General features: G+C 71.3%; 15 protein-coding genes. 5 read left to right on the top strand and 10 right to left on the bottom strand.

Annotated features, from left to right (window positions below):
* The 3 genes from HNR73_RS09225 to HNR73_RS09215 form a co-directional block, all read right to left on the bottom strand.
* The coding region (locus tag HNR73_RS09225; protein ID WP_375791757.1) for a transposase at nt 1–205 on the bottom strand (205 nt) is incomplete at its 3' end.
* Nucleotides 206–417: 212 nt separating this feature from the next.
* Nucleotides 418–2,832, bottom strand: coding sequence for an endo-beta-N-acetylglucosaminidase (locus HNR73_RS09220; protein ID WP_184786876.1), 2,415 nt, complete (start codon nt 2,830–2,832; stop codon nt 418–420).
* A gap of 118 nt (nt 2,833–2,950) precedes the next feature.
* On the bottom strand, nt 2,951–3,982 hold the full coding sequence (locus tag HNR73_RS09215) for a LacI family DNA-binding transcriptional regulator (protein ID WP_184786875.1): 1,032 nt from the start codon (nt 3,980–3,982) through the stop codon (nt 2,951–2,953).
* Nucleotides 3,983–4,154: 172 nt separating this feature from the next.
* Here HNR73_RS09215 and HNR73_RS09210 point away from each other — a divergent pair, with 172 nt between their 5' ends.
* From HNR73_RS09210 to HNR73_RS09200, 3 genes are read left to right on the top strand one after another with little or no spacing between them, the layout of a single operon-like run.
* Nucleotides 4,155–5,432: an ABC transporter substrate-binding protein gene (locus HNR73_RS09210; RefSeq protein WP_184786874.1), complete on the top strand. Its 1,278-nt coding sequence runs from the start codon at nt 4,155–4,157 to the stop codon at nt 5,430–5,432.
* A 2-nt stretch (nt 5,433–5,434) separates the two neighbouring features.
* A complete protein-coding gene (locus HNR73_RS09205; protein ID WP_184786873.1) occupies nt 5,435–6,307 on the top strand; it encodes a carbohydrate ABC transporter permease in 873 nt (290 codons plus the stop codon).
* A gap of 2 nt (nt 6,308–6,309) precedes the next feature.
* Nucleotides 6,310–7,164 (top strand): carbohydrate ABC transporter permease, encoded by an 855-nt coding sequence (locus HNR73_RS09200; RefSeq protein WP_184786872.1) that lies wholly within the window; start codon nt 6,310–6,312, stop codon nt 7,162–7,164.
* Nucleotides 7,165–7,321: 157 nt separating this feature from the next.
* On the opposite strand, the gene HNR73_RS09195 is transcribed toward HNR73_RS09200, so the two are convergent.
* Together HNR73_RS09195 and HNR73_RS09190 are read right to left on the bottom strand one after the other, a co-directional pair.
* Entirely contained in the window at nt 7,322–8,107 is a 786-nt protein-coding gene (locus tag HNR73_RS09195; RefSeq protein ID WP_184786871.1) for a TrmH family RNA methyltransferase, read from the bottom strand.
* Between the two features lie 193 nt (nt 8,108–8,300).
* A complete protein-coding gene (locus HNR73_RS09190; RefSeq protein ID WP_184786870.1) occupies nt 8,301–9,158 on the bottom strand; it encodes a 4-hydroxy-tetrahydrodipicolinate synthase family protein in 858 nt (285 codons plus the stop codon).
* Between the two features lie 71 nt (nt 9,159–9,229).
* Between HNR73_RS09190 and HNR73_RS09185 the strand changes: the two genes are divergently transcribed.
* The gene (locus HNR73_RS09185) at nt 9,230–10,126 is read left to right on the top strand and encodes a LysR family transcriptional regulator (RefSeq protein ID WP_184786869.1); all 897 of its coding nucleotides are present in this window, start codon (nt 9,230–9,232) and stop codon (nt 10,124–10,126) included.
* Between the two features lies 1 nt (nt 10,127).
* On the opposite strand, the gene HNR73_RS09180 is transcribed toward HNR73_RS09185, so the two are convergent.
* The gene (locus HNR73_RS09180; protein WP_239121954.1) at nt 10,128–10,841 is read right to left on the bottom strand and encodes an aspartate/glutamate racemase family protein; all 714 of its coding nucleotides are present in this window, start codon (nt 10,839–10,841) and stop codon (nt 10,128–10,130) included.
* Nucleotides 10,842–10,941: 100 nt separating this feature from the next.
* Here HNR73_RS09180 and HNR73_RS09175 point away from each other — a divergent pair, with 100 nt between their 5' ends.
* Nucleotides 10,942–12,222 carry an alpha-hydroxy-acid oxidizing protein gene (locus HNR73_RS09175; protein WP_184786868.1) on the top strand — a complete coding sequence of 427 codons (1,281 nt, stop codon included), beginning with the start codon at nt 10,942–10,944 and terminating at the stop codon, nt 12,220–12,222.
* 3 nt (nt 12,223–12,225) lie between these two features.
* Here the strand turns inward: HNR73_RS09175 and HNR73_RS09170 are convergent, their stop codons facing one another.
* The 4 genes from HNR73_RS09170 to HNR73_RS09155 all read right to left on the bottom strand — a co-directional run bounded on the left by HNR73_RS09170 (nt 12,226) and on the right by HNR73_RS09155 (nt 15,039).
* Nucleotides 12,226–12,573: a YciI family protein gene (locus tag HNR73_RS09170; RefSeq protein ID WP_184786867.1), complete on the bottom strand. Its 348-nt coding sequence runs from the start codon at nt 12,571–12,573 to the stop codon at nt 12,226–12,228.
* Between the two features lie 105 nt (nt 12,574–12,678).
* Nucleotides 12,679–13,116 (bottom strand): phospholipase A2, encoded by a 438-nt coding sequence (locus HNR73_RS09165; protein WP_184786866.1) that lies wholly within the window; start codon nt 13,114–13,116, stop codon nt 12,679–12,681.
* Nucleotides 13,117–13,195: 79 nt separating this feature from the next.
* Entirely contained in the window at nt 13,196–13,861 is a 666-nt protein-coding gene (locus tag HNR73_RS09160) for a response regulator (RefSeq protein WP_184786865.1), read from the bottom strand.
* On the bottom strand, nt 13,858–15,039 hold the full coding sequence (locus tag HNR73_RS09155; protein WP_184786864.1) for a sensor histidine kinase: 1,182 nt from the start codon (nt 15,037–15,039) through the stop codon (nt 13,858–13,860). The genes HNR73_RS09160 and HNR73_RS09155 overlap by 4 nt, the downstream gene beginning before the upstream one ends.
* Between the last annotated feature and the right edge of the window lie 46 nt (nt 15,040–15,085).

The raw sequence follows: 15,085 nt of genomic DNA, 5'->3' as shown, positions 1-15,085 counted from the left end.
ACCTGCGAAAACGCGCATAGATGCTGCGCCAAGGCCCGTAGCGTTCGGGCACGTCCCGCCACGGCGCACCCGACCGGATCTTCCACGCGATCCCGTTCAACACCCGACGATCATCCATCCGCGGCCGACCACCGTTCACCACCGGTGGCAGCAACCCGGCCAGTACATCCCACTCAGGATCAGTCAACTCATACCGACAAATCACCCACCCAGCATCCCACCCCTTTGCAAACACGCCCTAGGGCGACGCCCACCGCGCCCGCCCCGTCGCCACGGGCGGGCACGGTGGTGTCATGGCCCACCGGCCGGTGCGGAACAACCCCGCCCGGCGGGCGGGCGCGTCACCCGCCGGGCACGTCACTCGCCGGGCGGCGTCACCGCCGTTCGGCGAGGACGGGCGCCGCCGCGACCCGCCCCTCAGGTGCCCCAGGCCTCGAACTCGTAGATCCGGGCCGCCGGGTCCCCGTTCTGCGTCGGCTGTGTGATCACCAGCCGCACGTAGCGCGCGGTCGCCGTCGTGGTGTGCGTCGTCGTGGACGCCGTGTTGGCCGTTACCGTCACGGCCGTGGTCCAGGCGTCGCCGGTGGTCGCGCGGACCTGGATGCCGAAAGCCCGCGTGTTCCACGACGTCGACTCCCCGCCGGCGCCCGCGTGCTTCACCACGAACCTGCTCAGTGAGCGCGCCGACCCCAGGTCGACTTCGAGCCACTTCTCCGAGGTCAGCGTGCACCATTTGTCGCCGTTGCCGCCCGACACGCTGCCGTTGACGGCCTTGGCGGGTCCTTCGTTGGCGTTGGCCTGTCCGGAGGCCGTCGCCGGACGGTTCAGCGCCACGTTCGACTCGCCGGGCGACGTCGACCACGAGACCGTCGCCGTCGCCGCGGTGGAGCGCCCGTATTCGGGCGAGACCGCCTCGACCTCGATCGTCGTGGACGCCTCGCTGCCCGCCCGGTCGAGCTGCGGGACGAAGTAGGCGTCGTTCGGTGTGCCGCCGAGGTAGGTGCGGCCACCGCCGGGATCGCGGCGGTACAGGTCGAAGTGGTGTACCGCGCCCGAGGGTGGTGTCCAGGCCAGCCGCAGCGACCTGCGGGCGGCTGAGACGTCGGTCGTCCCCAGGACGGTCAGACCGGTCGGTGCGCCGACGGGGTCCACGGCACCGTCGTAGACGGCGATCTGGCCGACGCGGACGTCGTAGGAGGCGACCGTCGCCGGTGCCTGCGCCTGGAGCGCGATCTGCGCGATCGTGCGGCCCGCGTGGGCCGACAGGTCGAGTGTCTTGCGTTCCCACCCGGTTCCCGACGTCGCGCCCAGGTCGAGTGCCGTGAAGGTCGTCGGTGCGTTCGTGAAGGCGATGGCGGCCTTCAGGTGCGTCGCCCCCGCCGCCGGGGTCTTGACCACCATCGACAGTTTCGTGTCCGCGGCGACCGGCAGCGCCGTCTGGTACAGCCGGACGGTGTTGAGGGCGTCGAGCCTCCCGGTGATGCGCAGCGAGGAGCCGCCCTCGTAGGCCTCGCCGAAGTCCAGCGTCGGCGACAGGCGTGTCCCCGTCGTGTTCACGATCCACCGGTAGGTCGGCGGGACGTCCTGTACGGCGAGGTTGTTCCAGGCTCCGGTCCGGACGCGGACGCCGCCGACGTGGTAGATCTCGCCGTGCCCGGCGTTGAAGCCGGTGACGAACGGTTTGGCGGTGATCGGCGTGGACTCGGCGATGTAGTTGGCCAGGCCCTTCCAGGACGAGGTCGTCGCCGTGTTCGACGGGTCGCCGTTGGCGCCCACCCAGTAGCGGGAGTCGCGGACGCGGAAGTCGGCCGGGCCGGTCGACGACTTCCACGTCCACTCTGGACGGTAGAAGCCGAGCGAGGTGACATGCGCGGCTCCCGGCGGGAAGATCGCGTCCCAGTTGACGCCGGTGTTGTAGCCGTTGGACTCGGTGTCGACGCCCGAGTAGAGCTCGTACTCACTGCGCCCCAGCGAACGCGCGAGGCTCCGTGAGGAGCTCAGTCCCGAGGCCGACCAGTTGAAGTTGAGGAACATCGAGTCCGAGACGCGCGCCGGGTCCGAGAGGAAGGCGTCGTTGGCGGAGTTCAGCGCGTTCTGCCAGGAGATCGAGCCGTTCTCGACCATCGAGTCGTACCACATGTACTCGGTGCCGCCGGCCCGCGCGTACTTCATGAACGAGCGCAGCTCGGTCGCCAGCGCGGTGTCCCCGCCGCCGGTCTCCTGGTTGATGAACCAGCCCTCGAAGCCGTAGTGGTCGGCGACCTGGTTGAGCTTGTCGGCGACCGGGTAGGACGAGCCGCTCTTGACGACGAAGTCGCGGACCCACTGGAGCTGGCCGCCGTAGGCCGCGGGCGGGAAGAACACCGTCCCGTAGACCTTGACGCCGTTGCGGTGGGCGGCGTCGATGACCGGCCCGTTCGGCGCGAGGATCAGGCCCTCGCCGGCCGAACCGCCCCAGAACACGAGCGTGTCGATGTACTGCCAGTACCCGAAGGCGTAGTAGTTCGCGTCCAGTGAGCCCTGGGACGGATTGCTGGAGGTCGGTCCGAAGGAGACCAGCGAGACCACGCGGCCCTCGTTGGGGCGGGCGTTGGCGTTGGCCTTGAGGCGCGGGTCGAGCGACCGCGTTCGCAGTGGGACGCGGGAGCGGTTGAAGCGGGCGTCCAGGTCGCCCGCCGGGTTCCAGCCGAGGATCGTGGCCGGGTACCAGTACGAGGCGAAGGGCTGGTCGCCGGCGGCTCTGGGGGTGCCTTCGGCGGCGAAGGCCGGTGCCGCGCCCGTGGCGGCGATGGCTAATGCGGGCAGCAGGGTCAGGACTGTTCGTCGGTGCATCTTGCGTCTCCTCCCGGTCGTCCGGAATGGACGCCGCGACCCGGCCGAGCGGCGTGGGAACACGGCGACCCGGGTCGGATACTAAACCGCTATAGCGGTCCTGCCAAGAGGCTTCGGGTCAACGTGCGGCGGCGCCCGACGGCGGGGCCGTGCTCTCGTGAACGCTGAGGCGAGGCGTCGCGGTCTTGACGTTGCGGGCCTCCGCCGGGTCGGCGATGGCGGCCAGGAGGGTCCGGGCGACCGTGCGGCCGAGGTCGAAGGTGTCGCGTGACAGGCAGGTCAGCGAGGGGTGCACGATCCTGGTCAGCACGGACTCGTCGAAGGCCACGATGGACAGTTCGGCGGGCACGGCCACGCCCATCTCGGTGGCCACGCCGAGACCCGCGACGGCCATGACGTCGCTGTCGTAGACGATCGCGGTCGGGCGCTCCGGGCGCGACAGCAGGGTCCGGGTCCGGTCGGCGCCCTCGGCGTCGCTGAAGTCCGTGGGCAGCGACTCGGCGCGCAGGCCGAGCCGGCGCGAACGGTCGCGCAGGGCCTGGATCCGCCGCCGGGTGTGCCAGAAGGCCGGCAGCCCGGCCACGTGGGCGATCCGGGTGTGCCCGAGCGCGGCGAGGTAGTCGGCGATGGCGAGCATCGCCTCCCGGTCGTCGGCCCACACGCTGGACAGCCGCCCGTGCTTGCCGGGCAGGCCGCCGAGCACGACCGATGGGATCCCAAGCTTTTCGAGGACCTCGGTGCGCGGGTCGTCGACGCGCGGGTCGACCAGGATCAGCCCGTCGACGCGATGCTCGGAGGCCCAGCGGCGGTAGACCTCCATCTCGGCCTCGATGTCCTCCACGACCAGGAGCTGGAGCGCGATCGAGTCGGCCGACAACCGCGCCTGGAGCCCGGAGAGCAACTGGGCGAAGAAGGGCTCGACGCCGAGGGTCCGCGCCGGGCGGGCGGTGACCAGCCCGACGGTCTCGGCGCGTGCGCCCGACAGGGCGCGGGCGGCGCTGTGCGGGCGCCAGTTCATCTCCTCGGCGACCTGGAGGATGCGTGCTCGGGTGGCCTCGCTGACCCCGGGCCTTCCGTTGAGCGCGAAGGACACCGCGCCCTTGGACACGCCGACACGGCGGGCGATGTCGGCGATCGTCGGTCGCGGCACGGCAGTCCTTCACTCCTTTGACCGCGCTCGGAATTCGGCGCGGAACCCTTGACACGAAAGTCTAGTCGTTGGATAGTCGCGAATTACTAGACCGGATTAGCAATTCCTCACACCGGTCGAGGGCACCGGCCGGACTCATCGGTGAGCCGGCGCGGACGGACGGGAGTCGACGATGCGCAAGGGTTGGTTAATACCGGTCGCGGCCGCCGCGGCGGTCCTGCTGTTGTCCGGATGTGGTCTCGGCGGTGACGGCGGCGCGGGGGAGGACGTCGACGCCTCCGGTGAGGTGAAGGGCAAGGTCACCTTCCAGACCTGGGCGCTGCAGCCGAAGTTCACCGACTACGTGCAGGGCGTCATCGACGCCTTCGAGGCGGCCTACCCGGGCACCGAGGTCGAATGGCTCGACCAGCCCGGCGACGGGTACTCCGACAAGGTCTTGAGCCAGGCCGCCGGGGGCTCCCTCCCCGACGTGGTGAACCTGCCCCCGGACTTCGTTCTTCCCTTGGTGCAGCAGGGAATGCTGCTCGACATCGAGGGCGCCGACGACAAGCTCAACGCCGACTACGTCACCGGCGGTATCGACGCCTACCGCTACACCGGGCACAACGGCGTCTACGCCTACCCCTGGTACCTCAACACCGACGTGAACTACTGGAACACCGAGCTGCTGGCGAAGTACGGCCTTGACCCCGCGAAACTCCCCACGACGGTCGACGAGCTGATCGCGCAGGCCCGGACCATGAAGAAGGAGTCCGGCGGCGAGGTCTATCTGATGAGCCGCAAACCCGAACTCGGCGACCTCGCCAACGCGGGCGTCCCGATCATGGCCGAGGACGGGAAGTCCTTCGTGTTCAACACACCCGAGGCCGCCGCCGTGCTCGACAAGTACCGCGCCGCCTTCGCCGAGGGCCTCATGCCGCGAGACGTACTCACCGACAAGTACGCCGGCAACGCCGAACTGTTCAACAGCGGCACGGTCGCCTGGACCACCGGCGGCGGGAACTACATCACCAGCCTCGCCACCGACAACCCGACGCTGGCGCCGAAGGTGATCCCCTCCCCGGCGATGGGCACGCCGCCGCTGTACGCGCAAGGCCTCTCGGTGGCCAGCGGCAGCAAGAACCTGCCGACCGCGATGGCGCTGGCCCGCTGGGTCACCAACGCCGAGAACCAGGCGGCCTTCGCGCACCTGGTCAACATCTTCCCCAGCACGAAGGCCTCGGCGAACGATCCCTTCTTCGCCCAGAGCGACGGCACTCCCTCCGGTGACGCCAAGGTCATCGCCTTCACCTCGCTGGCACAGGCGCGGATGCTCCAGCCCGTCGAGGTGACCGGCGCGATGAGCGACATCGTCAAGCAACAGATCAGTCTGGCCATCAGCGGTGACGCGAGCTCGCAGGAGGCGCTCGACGCCGCCGTCGAGCAGTGCGACAAGCTCATCGGGCAGTAGCGGTGACCCACCAGCGGTGGTTCACACCGTGGCTGCTGGTGGCGCCCGCCGCGGTGTGGCTGGCGGTGTTCAGCCTGTGGCCGTCGCTCAACACCGTGGTGCTGGCGTTCACCAACGCCAAGCCCCTGGGCGGCGGCCGGTTCACCGGCGTGGAGAACTTCGCGCGGATCACCGACGACGCGCAACTGGGCGACGCGCTGCTCAACAGCGTGATCTACATGGTCGTGTGCGTTCCCCTGCTGACCCTGCTTCCCCTGCTGCTGGCGGTCCTCGTACAGCGGAAACTGCCCGGGATCTCCTTCTTCCGGACGGCCTTCTACACACCCGTCATCGCCTCGGCGGTGGTCGTGGCGTTGATCTGGGGCTGGGTCCTGGAGGAGCGGGGACTGGTCAACGGGCTGGCGCAGCAGCTCGGGGTCCTGTCGGGGCCGTTGCCGTTTCTCACCGACAGGTGGCTGCTGCTGCTCAGCGCCATCAGCCTCACGGTGTGGAAGGGCCTGGGCTATTACATGATCATCTACCTGTCGGCGCTGGGGAACGTCAGCCGTGAACTGCACGAGGCGGCGTTCGTGGACGGCGCCGGACCGGTCCGGCGCTTCTTCAACGTGACCGTCCCGGGTGTGCGGAACACGATGGCGCTGGTGTCGGTGCTGATCTCGGTCTCGGCGCTGCGGGTGTTCTCCGAGCTGTACGTGCTCTCCGACGGGACCGGCGGCCCGGGCGGGCAGGACATGTCGGTGGTCATGCTGATCCAGATGTACAGCCGCGGATTCACCGGGCACCTCGGCTACGCCTCGGCGCTGAGCCTGCTGCTGTTCGCGGTGACGATCGGGCCGATGCTGCTCCTCCTGCGGCTCAACCGGAAGGCGGCGTGACGATGGCCAGGCGGACCGGACGCGGCTTCGGCACGGCGGGACCGGGGGAGAAGCTCCTGCGCTACGGGCTGATGCTGGTCGTGCTGGTGCTGACCGTCGGGCCCTTCGTGTGGCAGTTGTCGACCTCGCTGAAAGGCCTCGGCGAGGACATCTACACGCGCACGCCGAACTTCGTCCCGGCCGATCCGACGCTCGCCAACTACGGCGGCGTCGCCGACACGATCCCGGTGTGGTCCTACGGACGCAACTCGCTCGTCGTCGCCGCGATCGTGGTGTTCGGCAACGCCGTCGGCGCGACGCTGGCCGGATATGCGCTGGCGAAGCTGCGCTTCCGGGGACGCAGGCTCATACTCGGCCTGTTCCTGGCGACGCTGGTCCTGCCCGGCGAGGTCACGATCATCTCCCAGTACGTGACGGTCCGCGGCCTCGGACTGGCCGACACACTGCTCGGTGTGGCGCTCCCGGGCGCGATCGGGATGCTGAACGTGCTGCTCATGCGCACGGCCTTCATGTCCATCCCGGCCGACATGGACGCCGCGGCCCTCATCGACGGCGCCAACGTGTGGCAGCGACTCGTCCACATCGGACTCCCCAACGTGCGCGGGATGCTGTCGGTGGTGGTGATCTTCTCCTTCATCGGCGCCTGGGACGACTTCCTGTGGCCGCTGATCGTGCTGACCGACCCGGAGAACTACACACTCACGGTCGGGCTCCAGTACCTCAACGGGACCTTCAGCGCCAACCCGCGGCTGATCGCCGCCGGGACGATGATCGCCTTCATTCCGATCGTGGTGGTCTTCGCGGTGTTGCAGCGCTTCTTCTTCAAGGGCGTGGAGGAAGGCGCGATCAAGGGCTGAGAGTGTGCCGATGGTCGCGGGGAAGAGCGGCCGGGGACACGGCGCGACTCGGGTCTCGGACTCACGACCGGTGTCCGCACCGGGCGCCCGGCGGCACCGCGCCGCCGGGCGGTGGTCGCGATGTCCGCCGCGTGGCGGACATCGCGACCACTCCCCGCTAGCCGAACAGCAGCACGCCGGCGGCGACCGCGACGTTGAGGGAGTCGGCGCGGCCGAGCATCGGGATCGACACCGGCTCGTGCGGGACCTCCCGCCACTCGGCGGCGACGCCGTTGCCCTCGGACCCGACGACGATCGCCGTGGGGCGGTGGCCGCGCGGCCGGTCGCGGAAGTGGGCGTCGGCGCCGGGCAGCGCCAGGTACACGGCGAAGCCGTGGCGGGCCAGCCAGCCGGCGGCACGTTCCGGCGAGCCCAGGTCCACGATGGGCGTCGTCAAGACCGTGCCCCGGCTCGCGGTGAAGACCTCGGGACTCTCGACCCGGGCGCGGCGGCCGGTCAGGATCAGCGCGTCGGCGCCACTGCCGTCGACGACACGGACGAGGGCCCCGAGGTTCGAGGCGTACTCGATCCCGTCGGCGACGAGCACGACCGTGCCCGGCCCGACGGTCCGCCCACCTATGACGCCGTTCTCGGCCCGCCAGTCGGGGAGGCGGACGAGCGAGGCGAGACCGGAGGGCCTGCCGCGGCGGCTGATGCGGGCGAAGGTCTTCGCCGAGACGGCGAACGCCGCCCGCGCCCGGCGGGCGACCTCGCGGGCGAGTGCCCGGCCCTCGTCGCCGAGCAGTTCGGGGCATTGGACGAAGACGTCGACGTCGCCTTGGGCCTCAAGGAGGCAGCGGTGCGCCCACTCGCCTTCGGCGAGCAGGGTCCGCGGCGGGGTCTTGCGGTGGGACAGGAGTGCGCTGATGCGCGGATCGCGTGCGCTGATGTGCGCGACGGCCATGATGTTCTCCGGACGGAGGGTACGGCTGAGGCAGGCGCGTCGTCCTCATCGGACGGACCTGCTCTCCAAGGCGTGTTGCGCCGGAACGGCGCCCCCGGTTGCGCGCGGTCTACCGGGTGCCCTGGCCGTACATGGCCGAGATCATGTGCGCAGGTTAGCCGCCGCCGAAGCGGCGGCGCACCTGGATTTCGGGTCAGCCGAGCTCCTTGAGCGCGGCCGTGAGCGACTCCGGTCCGGCGGGCAGGAGCGGGAGCCGCACGTCCGGTGTCGGGATCCGGCCCTTGGCGTGCAGCACGGCCTTCGTCACCGTCGGGTTCGGTTCGGCGAAGAGCGAGGCGGACAAGGGGGCGAGGCGGTGTCCGATGGCGCGGGCGTTGGCGACGTCCCCGGCGTGCCAGGCGGTGATGAGCGCGGCGAAGTCGGCGGTGGCGACGTGCGCCGAGGCGAGGATCCCGCCGTGGGCGCCGATGGCGAGCAGGGGCGAGATGTAGATGTCGTCGCCGCCGAGGACGGTGAAGCCGGGCGGCAGGTCGGCCATCAGCGCGATCGTGTCGGGGTTGAGGCCGCCTCCGGCGTACTTCACGCCCGTGACGTTCGGCAGGGCGGCCAGGCGGCGCAGCGCGTCGGCGGAGAGGTACTGGCCGGTGCGGTAGGGGACGTCGTAGACGATCAGCGGCACGGGGGAGCCGGCGGCCAGTCGTTCGAAGTGCGCGACGACTCCGGCCTCGCCGGGCCGCACGAACGGTGGCACGACCGTCAGCGAGGCCACGACCTCCGGGTGCTCGCCGAGGGCGGCCAGCGCCTCGGGTGTGGCGGCGCCGACCACCAGCGGCGCCGACCGTTCGCGGCTCACACGGGCCGCGACCTCGATCACCGCGCGCCTCTCGTCCTCGGTGAGCGATCCCGGCTCGCCGGTCGTGCCGAGCGCGACGAGGCCGGTGGCGCCGTCGTCGAGGACGTCGTTCGCCAGGCGCTCCAAGGCGGCCAGGGCCACGGTGCCGTCCTCGGCGAAAGGCGTGATCAACGGGATGTACAGGCCGTTCAGTGTCATGGTCCCCATGCTGCCCGCCGAGAAGCAGAAGCACCAGTTCCGATTCCTGACGGGATGCGTAAGCTGAGCTTATGCTCGACGTTCGCCGTCTGCGTCTCCTGCGCGACCTCGCCCACCTCGGCACCATCGCCGCGGTCGCCGAGGCGCACACCTACTCACCGTCCGCCGTCTCCCAGCAGCTCGCGGCACTCCAGCGCGAGGCCGGCGTGCCACTGCTCGAACGCGACGGTCGCGGCGTCACGCTCACCGCGGCCGGAGCGGCGCTCGTCGAGCACACCGAGACCGTCCTGGCCGCCCTCGAAGCCGCCTCGGCGACCCTCGCCGCCGCCCGCACCGGCCTGCGCGCCACCGCCCGCATCGGTGCCTTCCCCACCGCCGTGCGCACCCTCCTGCCCGCCGCGCTGGTCGCCCTCGCCCGCGACCACCCCGGCCTCGACCTGATGGTCACCGAACTCGACCCCGTCGACATGCCCGCCGCACTGCGCGACCGCACCCTCGACGTCGCCCTCGTGCACGACTACGACCTCGCCCCCGCCGCCCCCGACCCGACACTCGACTCGACACCACTGCTGGACGAGACCGTCTTCCTCGCCGTACCCGAAGGCACCGACCCCGGCGCCGAACCCGTCGCCGGGGTCCGCGACGCCCACTGGATCCTCGGCACCCCCGGCACGCTCTGCCACACCGTCGCCCTGCGCACCTGCGAGGCCGCGGGCTACACACCCCGGGTCCGGCACCACGCCGACGACTTCACCGCCGTCCTCGCGCTCGTCGCCGCCGGGCAGGGCGTCGCACTGGTCCCGCAGCTCGGCGCGGTCGCATCTCCCGCGGCCGTGCGGCTGCTCCCACTGCCCATCCGCCGCCGGACGCGCGTCGCGCACCGTCGCGGCACGAGCGCCCACCCGGCGGTCGCGGCCTGCGTCGCGGCCATCCAGGCCGCCGCCGCGGACTACCCGCGCGCCACATGACTCAGCGCGCCAACGCCAACTCGATCGCGGCCTCACAGTGCAGCCGCGTCGTGGGGAACACCGGCACCGGGCTGTCCGACGGGCCCACCAGCAACTCGATCTCCGTGCAGCCCAGGATGACGCCCTCCGCACCCCGCTCGACCAGCCGCGCGATGACCTCGCGATAGGCCACACGCGACTCCTCACGCACCACCCCGAGGCACAGTTCGTCGTAGATGACCTCGTGCACGACCCGCTGGTCGTCCTCACCGGGCACCAGCACCGTCGGCCCATGCGACGCGATCCGCCCACGGTAGAAGGACTCCGACATCGTGAAACGCGTACCGAGCAACCCGACCGTGCCCACCCCGGCCGCCGAGACCGCGGCGGCCGTCGCGTCGGCCAGATGCAGCAACGGGACCGAGATCCCGCCGGCGATCTCTCCCGCGACCTTGTGCATCGTGTTCGTGCACAACAGCACGAACTCCGCACCGCCCGCCTCCAGCGCGCGAGCCGCGGCGGTCAGCTCCCCGGCGGCCTGCGACCAGCGCCCCTCGGCCTGCATCGCCTCGATACCGGCGAAGTCGACCGAGTACAACAGGCACCGCGCCGAATGCAGCCCACCCAGCCGCTCCGCCGCCAGCTCGTTCAGGATCCGGTAGTACTCCGCCGTCGACTGCCAGCTCATCCCGCCCAGCAGGCCAATGAGCCGCATGGGAACCGCAGCGCTCGTCACCGCCGTAACCCTAGACGCCGCCGCCGAACCCGCCCGCCGGCCCCGAATTGCTCTACGGTGGGGGACTCCGGCACCGACCCGCATCGGCAGGAGGCCCCCGATGACCGGCGGCGAACCCATCGGCAGGCGCGTCCAGTCGCGCATCTACCGCAACGGAGCCCTCGGCGTGCCCATGGCCACGCCCCGCTCGCCCGACGGACTCGAACGCGCCGCCCGCCGCCGCATGAGCGCCCGCGCCTTCGCCTACGTCGCCGGATCGGCCGGCGCCGAACGCACCGCCCGCGCCAACATCGAGGCCTTCGACCGCTGGCAGATCGTCCCCCGCATGCTCCGCGACGTCGGCGAACGCGACACCTCCGTCGAGATCTTCGGACGCCGCCACCCCACGCCCTTCCTCCTCTCACCCATCGGCGTCCAGGAACTCGCCCACCCCGAGGCCGACGTCGCCACCGCCCGCGCGGCCGCCGCGACGGGCGTCCCGATGGTGTTCTCCAGCCAGGCCTCGCGCCCGATGGAGGAATGCGCCGCCGTCATGGGCGACGCGGCCCGCTGGTTCCAGCTCTACTGGAGCAGCGACGACGACGTGGTCGTCAGCTTCCTCGAACGCGCCGAGGCGTGCGGATGCGAAGCCCTCGTCGTCACACTCGACACCCACGTCCTCGGCTGGCGCCCCCGCGACCTCGACCGGGCCTTCCTCCCCTTCGCGCACGGCATGGGCATCGCCCAGTACACCAGCGACCCGGCCTTCATGCGCCTCGCCGCCGCCCGCGCCGACAAGACCGACCCGAACGCGCCCCGCCCACGCCCCACACTCGCGGCGATCCGGACCCTCCTGGCCATGTCCCGCCGCCACCCCGGCCGTTTCAGCGACAACCTCCGCTCGCCCATGCCCCGCGCGGCCGTGGAGACCTTCCTCGACGTGTTCTCCCGCTCCACACTGACCTGGGACGACCTGGGTTTCCTGCGCGAGCACACGACACTGCCCATCGTCCTCAAAGGAATCCAGGATCCGCACGACGCCGTCCGCGCCGTCGACGCCGGCGTCGACGGCATCGTCGTGTCCAACCACGGCGGCCGCCAGGTCGACGGCGCCATCGGCTCGCTCACCGTGCTCCCCGAGATCGTCGCCCGCGTCGGCGGCGCGCTCCCGGTGTTCTTCGACAGCGGCGTGCGCACCGGCGCCGACGCGTTCAAGGCCCTCGCCCTGGGCGCCACCGCGATCGGCATCGGCCGTCCCTACATGTACGGCCTCGCCCTCGACGGAGCAGCCGGGGTCGAGGCCGTCGTCGACCACTTCGCCGCCGAACTCGACCTCACCATGGCACTGGCGGGCGCGAGCCGCGTCGGTGACATCGACGCGGGTTTCCTGCGGCACCGCTGAGGTCTAGGCGGGCGCCGGTCGCACCTCGATGGTGAGCCCCGGACTGAACGGGATGCGCTTGGCCAGCGCGATCGCCTCCTCGCGGTCGGCGCATTCGAGGATGAACAGGCCGCCGATCTGCTCGGCCGTCTCGGCGAACGGCCCGTCGGTGACCAGGTCGTCGCCGTCGGCGGAGCGCCGCACGGTGAAGGAGGCGCCGCTGCCCTCCAGCCCGACACCGGCGACGAAGCGGCCTTCGGCGCGCATCTCGGCGCCGAAGGCCTCGTGCAGGCGCACGACGCGCGTCAGTTCTTCGGGCGGCAGGCTCCGCTCGGCGTTCTCGTCGGCGTAGCCGAGGAACAGGTAGCGCATGGCCGGGGTCCTTTCGGTCGGGATCGGATGTGCTCGCGATCCTTGACGTTCCAGACCGCCCGGAATCGACAACTCCGGCCCCTCATCTTCCCCGCGGCACGCCTCCTAGAAGAAGTACTGGTCGCCGTAGAGGTGCACGGCCGTCCAGGCGAGGGTCGCGTTGTCCATGCACGACGCGACCGCTTCACCGGCGGGGTAGGTGTCGATGCACGCCCGGTCCATCTCCTCGTGGAAGCGCGCGTCGATCCAGTCCTTGGTCTCGCGGGTCACGCTCAGTTTGAGGGCGTAGTGGGCGCCGTAGTTGCGGTAACCGAAGTCGTGCTGGACGCAGGCGTTGTGGAAGATCTGCTCGGTCGGGCCCGAACACCCGTCGTTGCTCCACTCGAAAGGGGCATCGTGGGGTGCGCCGACGAAGTCCCCGGCGTGCATGTTCATCAGCGCGTCGGCACGGTCCCGGACGTCGTCGGCCTGCGCGGCCGCCGGGAAGAGGACGGCGACGGCGAGGGCGGCGCCGAACGCCGCGATACGTGATCTTGAGGTCATGCCGCCTTTCTACGGACCCCGCCGACGCCCGTCCCGCCGAAGCGCGAGCGCTGGCGGGTTGCCGCCGACTACGGCGAAGTCACCCCGAGGCCGGGGTCACCGCGCCCGCCTCGTATGCCGCGATGACCAGCTGGGCCCGGTCGCGGGCGCGAAGCTTCGCCAAGAGCCTGCGCACGTGGCTCTTCACCGTCGCCGGGCTCAGGTACAGGCGCGCGGCGATCTCGTCGTTGGACAACCCGCGCGCGATCAGCACCAGCACCTCGTGCTCGCGAGCCGTCACCCCCTCCAGCGAAGCGGCCCGAGGCCCGGCGCCCCCGGAGCCGGCGAACTCGCGAATCAGCCGGCGGGTCAGCGCCGGCGCGAGCAGCCCCTCACCCGACGCCGAGACCCGGATCGCCCGCAACAGGTCCGCCGGCGGGCAGTCCTTGAGCAGGAAACCGCTGGCCCCGACCCGCAAAGTGGCGAACAGGTACTCGTCGAGGTCGAAGGTCGTCAAGACCACCACCTTCGTGGCGTCCCCGGCCGCGCAGATCAGGCGCGTCGCCTCCACACCGTCCATCTCCGGCATCCGCACGTCCATCAGCACCACGTCCGGCGACAGGCTGCGCACCGCCCGGACCGCCGCGATCCCGTCGGCGGCCTCACCGACGACCCGCAGGTCCGGCTCGCCCTCGATCAGCACCCGGAAACTGGCCCGCAGCAGCTCCTGGTCGTCGGCGATGAGGACCGTGATCGGCTCGCTCACCGCGCCTCCCCGGGCATGTGGGGAAGCCGCGCCGACAGCGCGAAACCACCACCCGGCCGCGGACCCGCGCAGAACTCGCCCCCATAGGCCTCGACGCGCTCGCGGATGCCGGTCAGGCCGTGGCCACCGGGCAACTTCGTGACGCGGGCGGTGCCGTTGTCGGTGACGTCGACGCGAACGTGCCCGTCCTCGACGCGCAGCAGCACCTCGCAGGCGGCGGGAGCGGCGTGTTTGACGACGTTGGTCAGCGCCTCGGCCACGATCCGGTACACCGACAGCTCCATTCCACCGGGCAGTGGTGGCAGCTCGTGCGGAGGCATGCTCACCTCGACACCGGCGGCCTCGGCGCGGGCGACGAGCTCGGGCAGCTCGGCCAGGCCCGGGTCGCCGAGCGGCGTCTCGGTCTCGGCCCTGCGCAGGGCCTCCAGCAGCTGCCGGACCTCGGCGAGCGCCGTCCGCCCGGTCCGCTCGATGACGCGCAGGGTCTCCACCGCTTCCTCCGGCCGTTGTTCCGCCACGTGCAGGGCCACCCCGGCCTTGACCGTGATGACGCTCAGGTTGTGCGCGACGACGTCGTGGACCTCGCGGGCCAGGTGCAGGCGCCGGTCGGTGTGGTCCTGCCGCTCGGCCTGCGCCTCGGCCAGCGCGGTCAGTTCCCGGTGCCGTCGCACCATCGCCCCGAGCACCCACGCCACGCCGCACACGACCCATCCGATCACGGCGTGCGGCCACCCGTACTGCGCCGGGACGTCGTGCACGTTCCACACCGGGGCCAAGGCCAAGACCCCGGCAATGGCTGCCATGCACACACCGAGGGCGGGAAGCGAGCGCCGTCGCGGATCGTCCCTGGCGACCATGTACAGCGCGTACGCCGTCACGCCGGAGGCACCGGAGACGACCTGAAGTAGGTCGGCGGCGCACGCCGCGGTCAGCACCACGCCAAGGACCGGCAACGGCCACCGCCGCCGCAGCCCCAGGGGCAGCCCGAGGGCGAGCGCGACGGTCACGCCGGCGACCCGCAGCCAGCCGGTGAAGCCCGGATACTCCGGATCCGGCGGTTCGAGGACCGCCAGCAGCGCCGGGAGGGTGAGCAGCACTCCGGCGACCACGTCGAGGCCGACCATGAGGGCATCCCGGTCCCACATCCCCCAAGGCGTGCGCCGCTCGACTCGGTCCATGCCACGACCGTAGCCAGCGGTGTCACGGGCGGACATCAGCCCTGGA

The organism is Phytomonospora endophytica, assembly GCF_014202425.1.
GTDB lineage: Bacteria > Actinomycetota > Actinomycetes > Mycobacteriales > Micromonosporaceae > Phytomonospora > Phytomonospora endophytica.
This window is presented reverse-complemented; position numbering and strand designations above follow the sequence as displayed.

Excerpts from the sequence above, each read along its gene's own strand:
- HNR73_RS09190 (WP_184786870.1), bottom strand. The coding sequence starts at position 9,158 with ATGACACTGAACGGCCTGTACATCCCGTTGATCACGCCTTTCGCCGAG.
- HNR73_RS09185 (WP_184786869.1), top strand. The coding sequence starts at position 9,230 with ATGCTCGACGTTCGCCGTCTGCGTCTCCTGCGCGACCTCGCCCACCTC.
- HNR73_RS09195 (WP_184786871.1), bottom strand. The coding sequence starts at position 8,107 with ATGGCCGTCGCGCACATCAGCGCACGCGATCCGCGCATCAGCGCACTC.
- HNR73_RS09200 (WP_184786872.1), top strand. The coding sequence starts at position 6,310 with ATGGCCAGGCGGACCGGACGCGGCTTCGGCACGGCGGGACCGGGGGAG.
- HNR73_RS09210 (WP_184786874.1), top strand. The coding sequence starts at position 4,155 with ATGCGCAAGGGTTGGTTAATACCGGTCGCGGCCGCCGCGGCGGTCCTG.
- HNR73_RS09220 (WP_184786876.1), bottom strand. The coding sequence starts at position 2,832 with ATGCACCGACGAACAGTCCTGACCCTGCTGCCCGCATTAGCCATCGCC.
- HNR73_RS09165 (WP_184786866.1), bottom strand. The coding sequence starts at position 13,116 with ATGACCTCAAGATCACGTATCGCGGCGTTCGGCGCCGCCCTCGCCGTC.
- HNR73_RS09155 (WP_184786864.1), bottom strand. The coding sequence starts at position 15,039 with ATGGACCGAGTCGAGCGGCGCACGCCTTGGGGGATGTGGGACCGGGAT.
- HNR73_RS09170 (WP_184786867.1), bottom strand. The coding sequence starts at position 12,573 with ATGCGCTACCTGTTCCTCGGCTACGCCGACGAGAACGCCGAGCGGAGC.
- HNR73_RS09175 (WP_184786868.1), top strand. The coding sequence starts at position 10,942 with ATGACCGGCGGCGAACCCATCGGCAGGCGCGTCCAGTCGCGCATCTAC.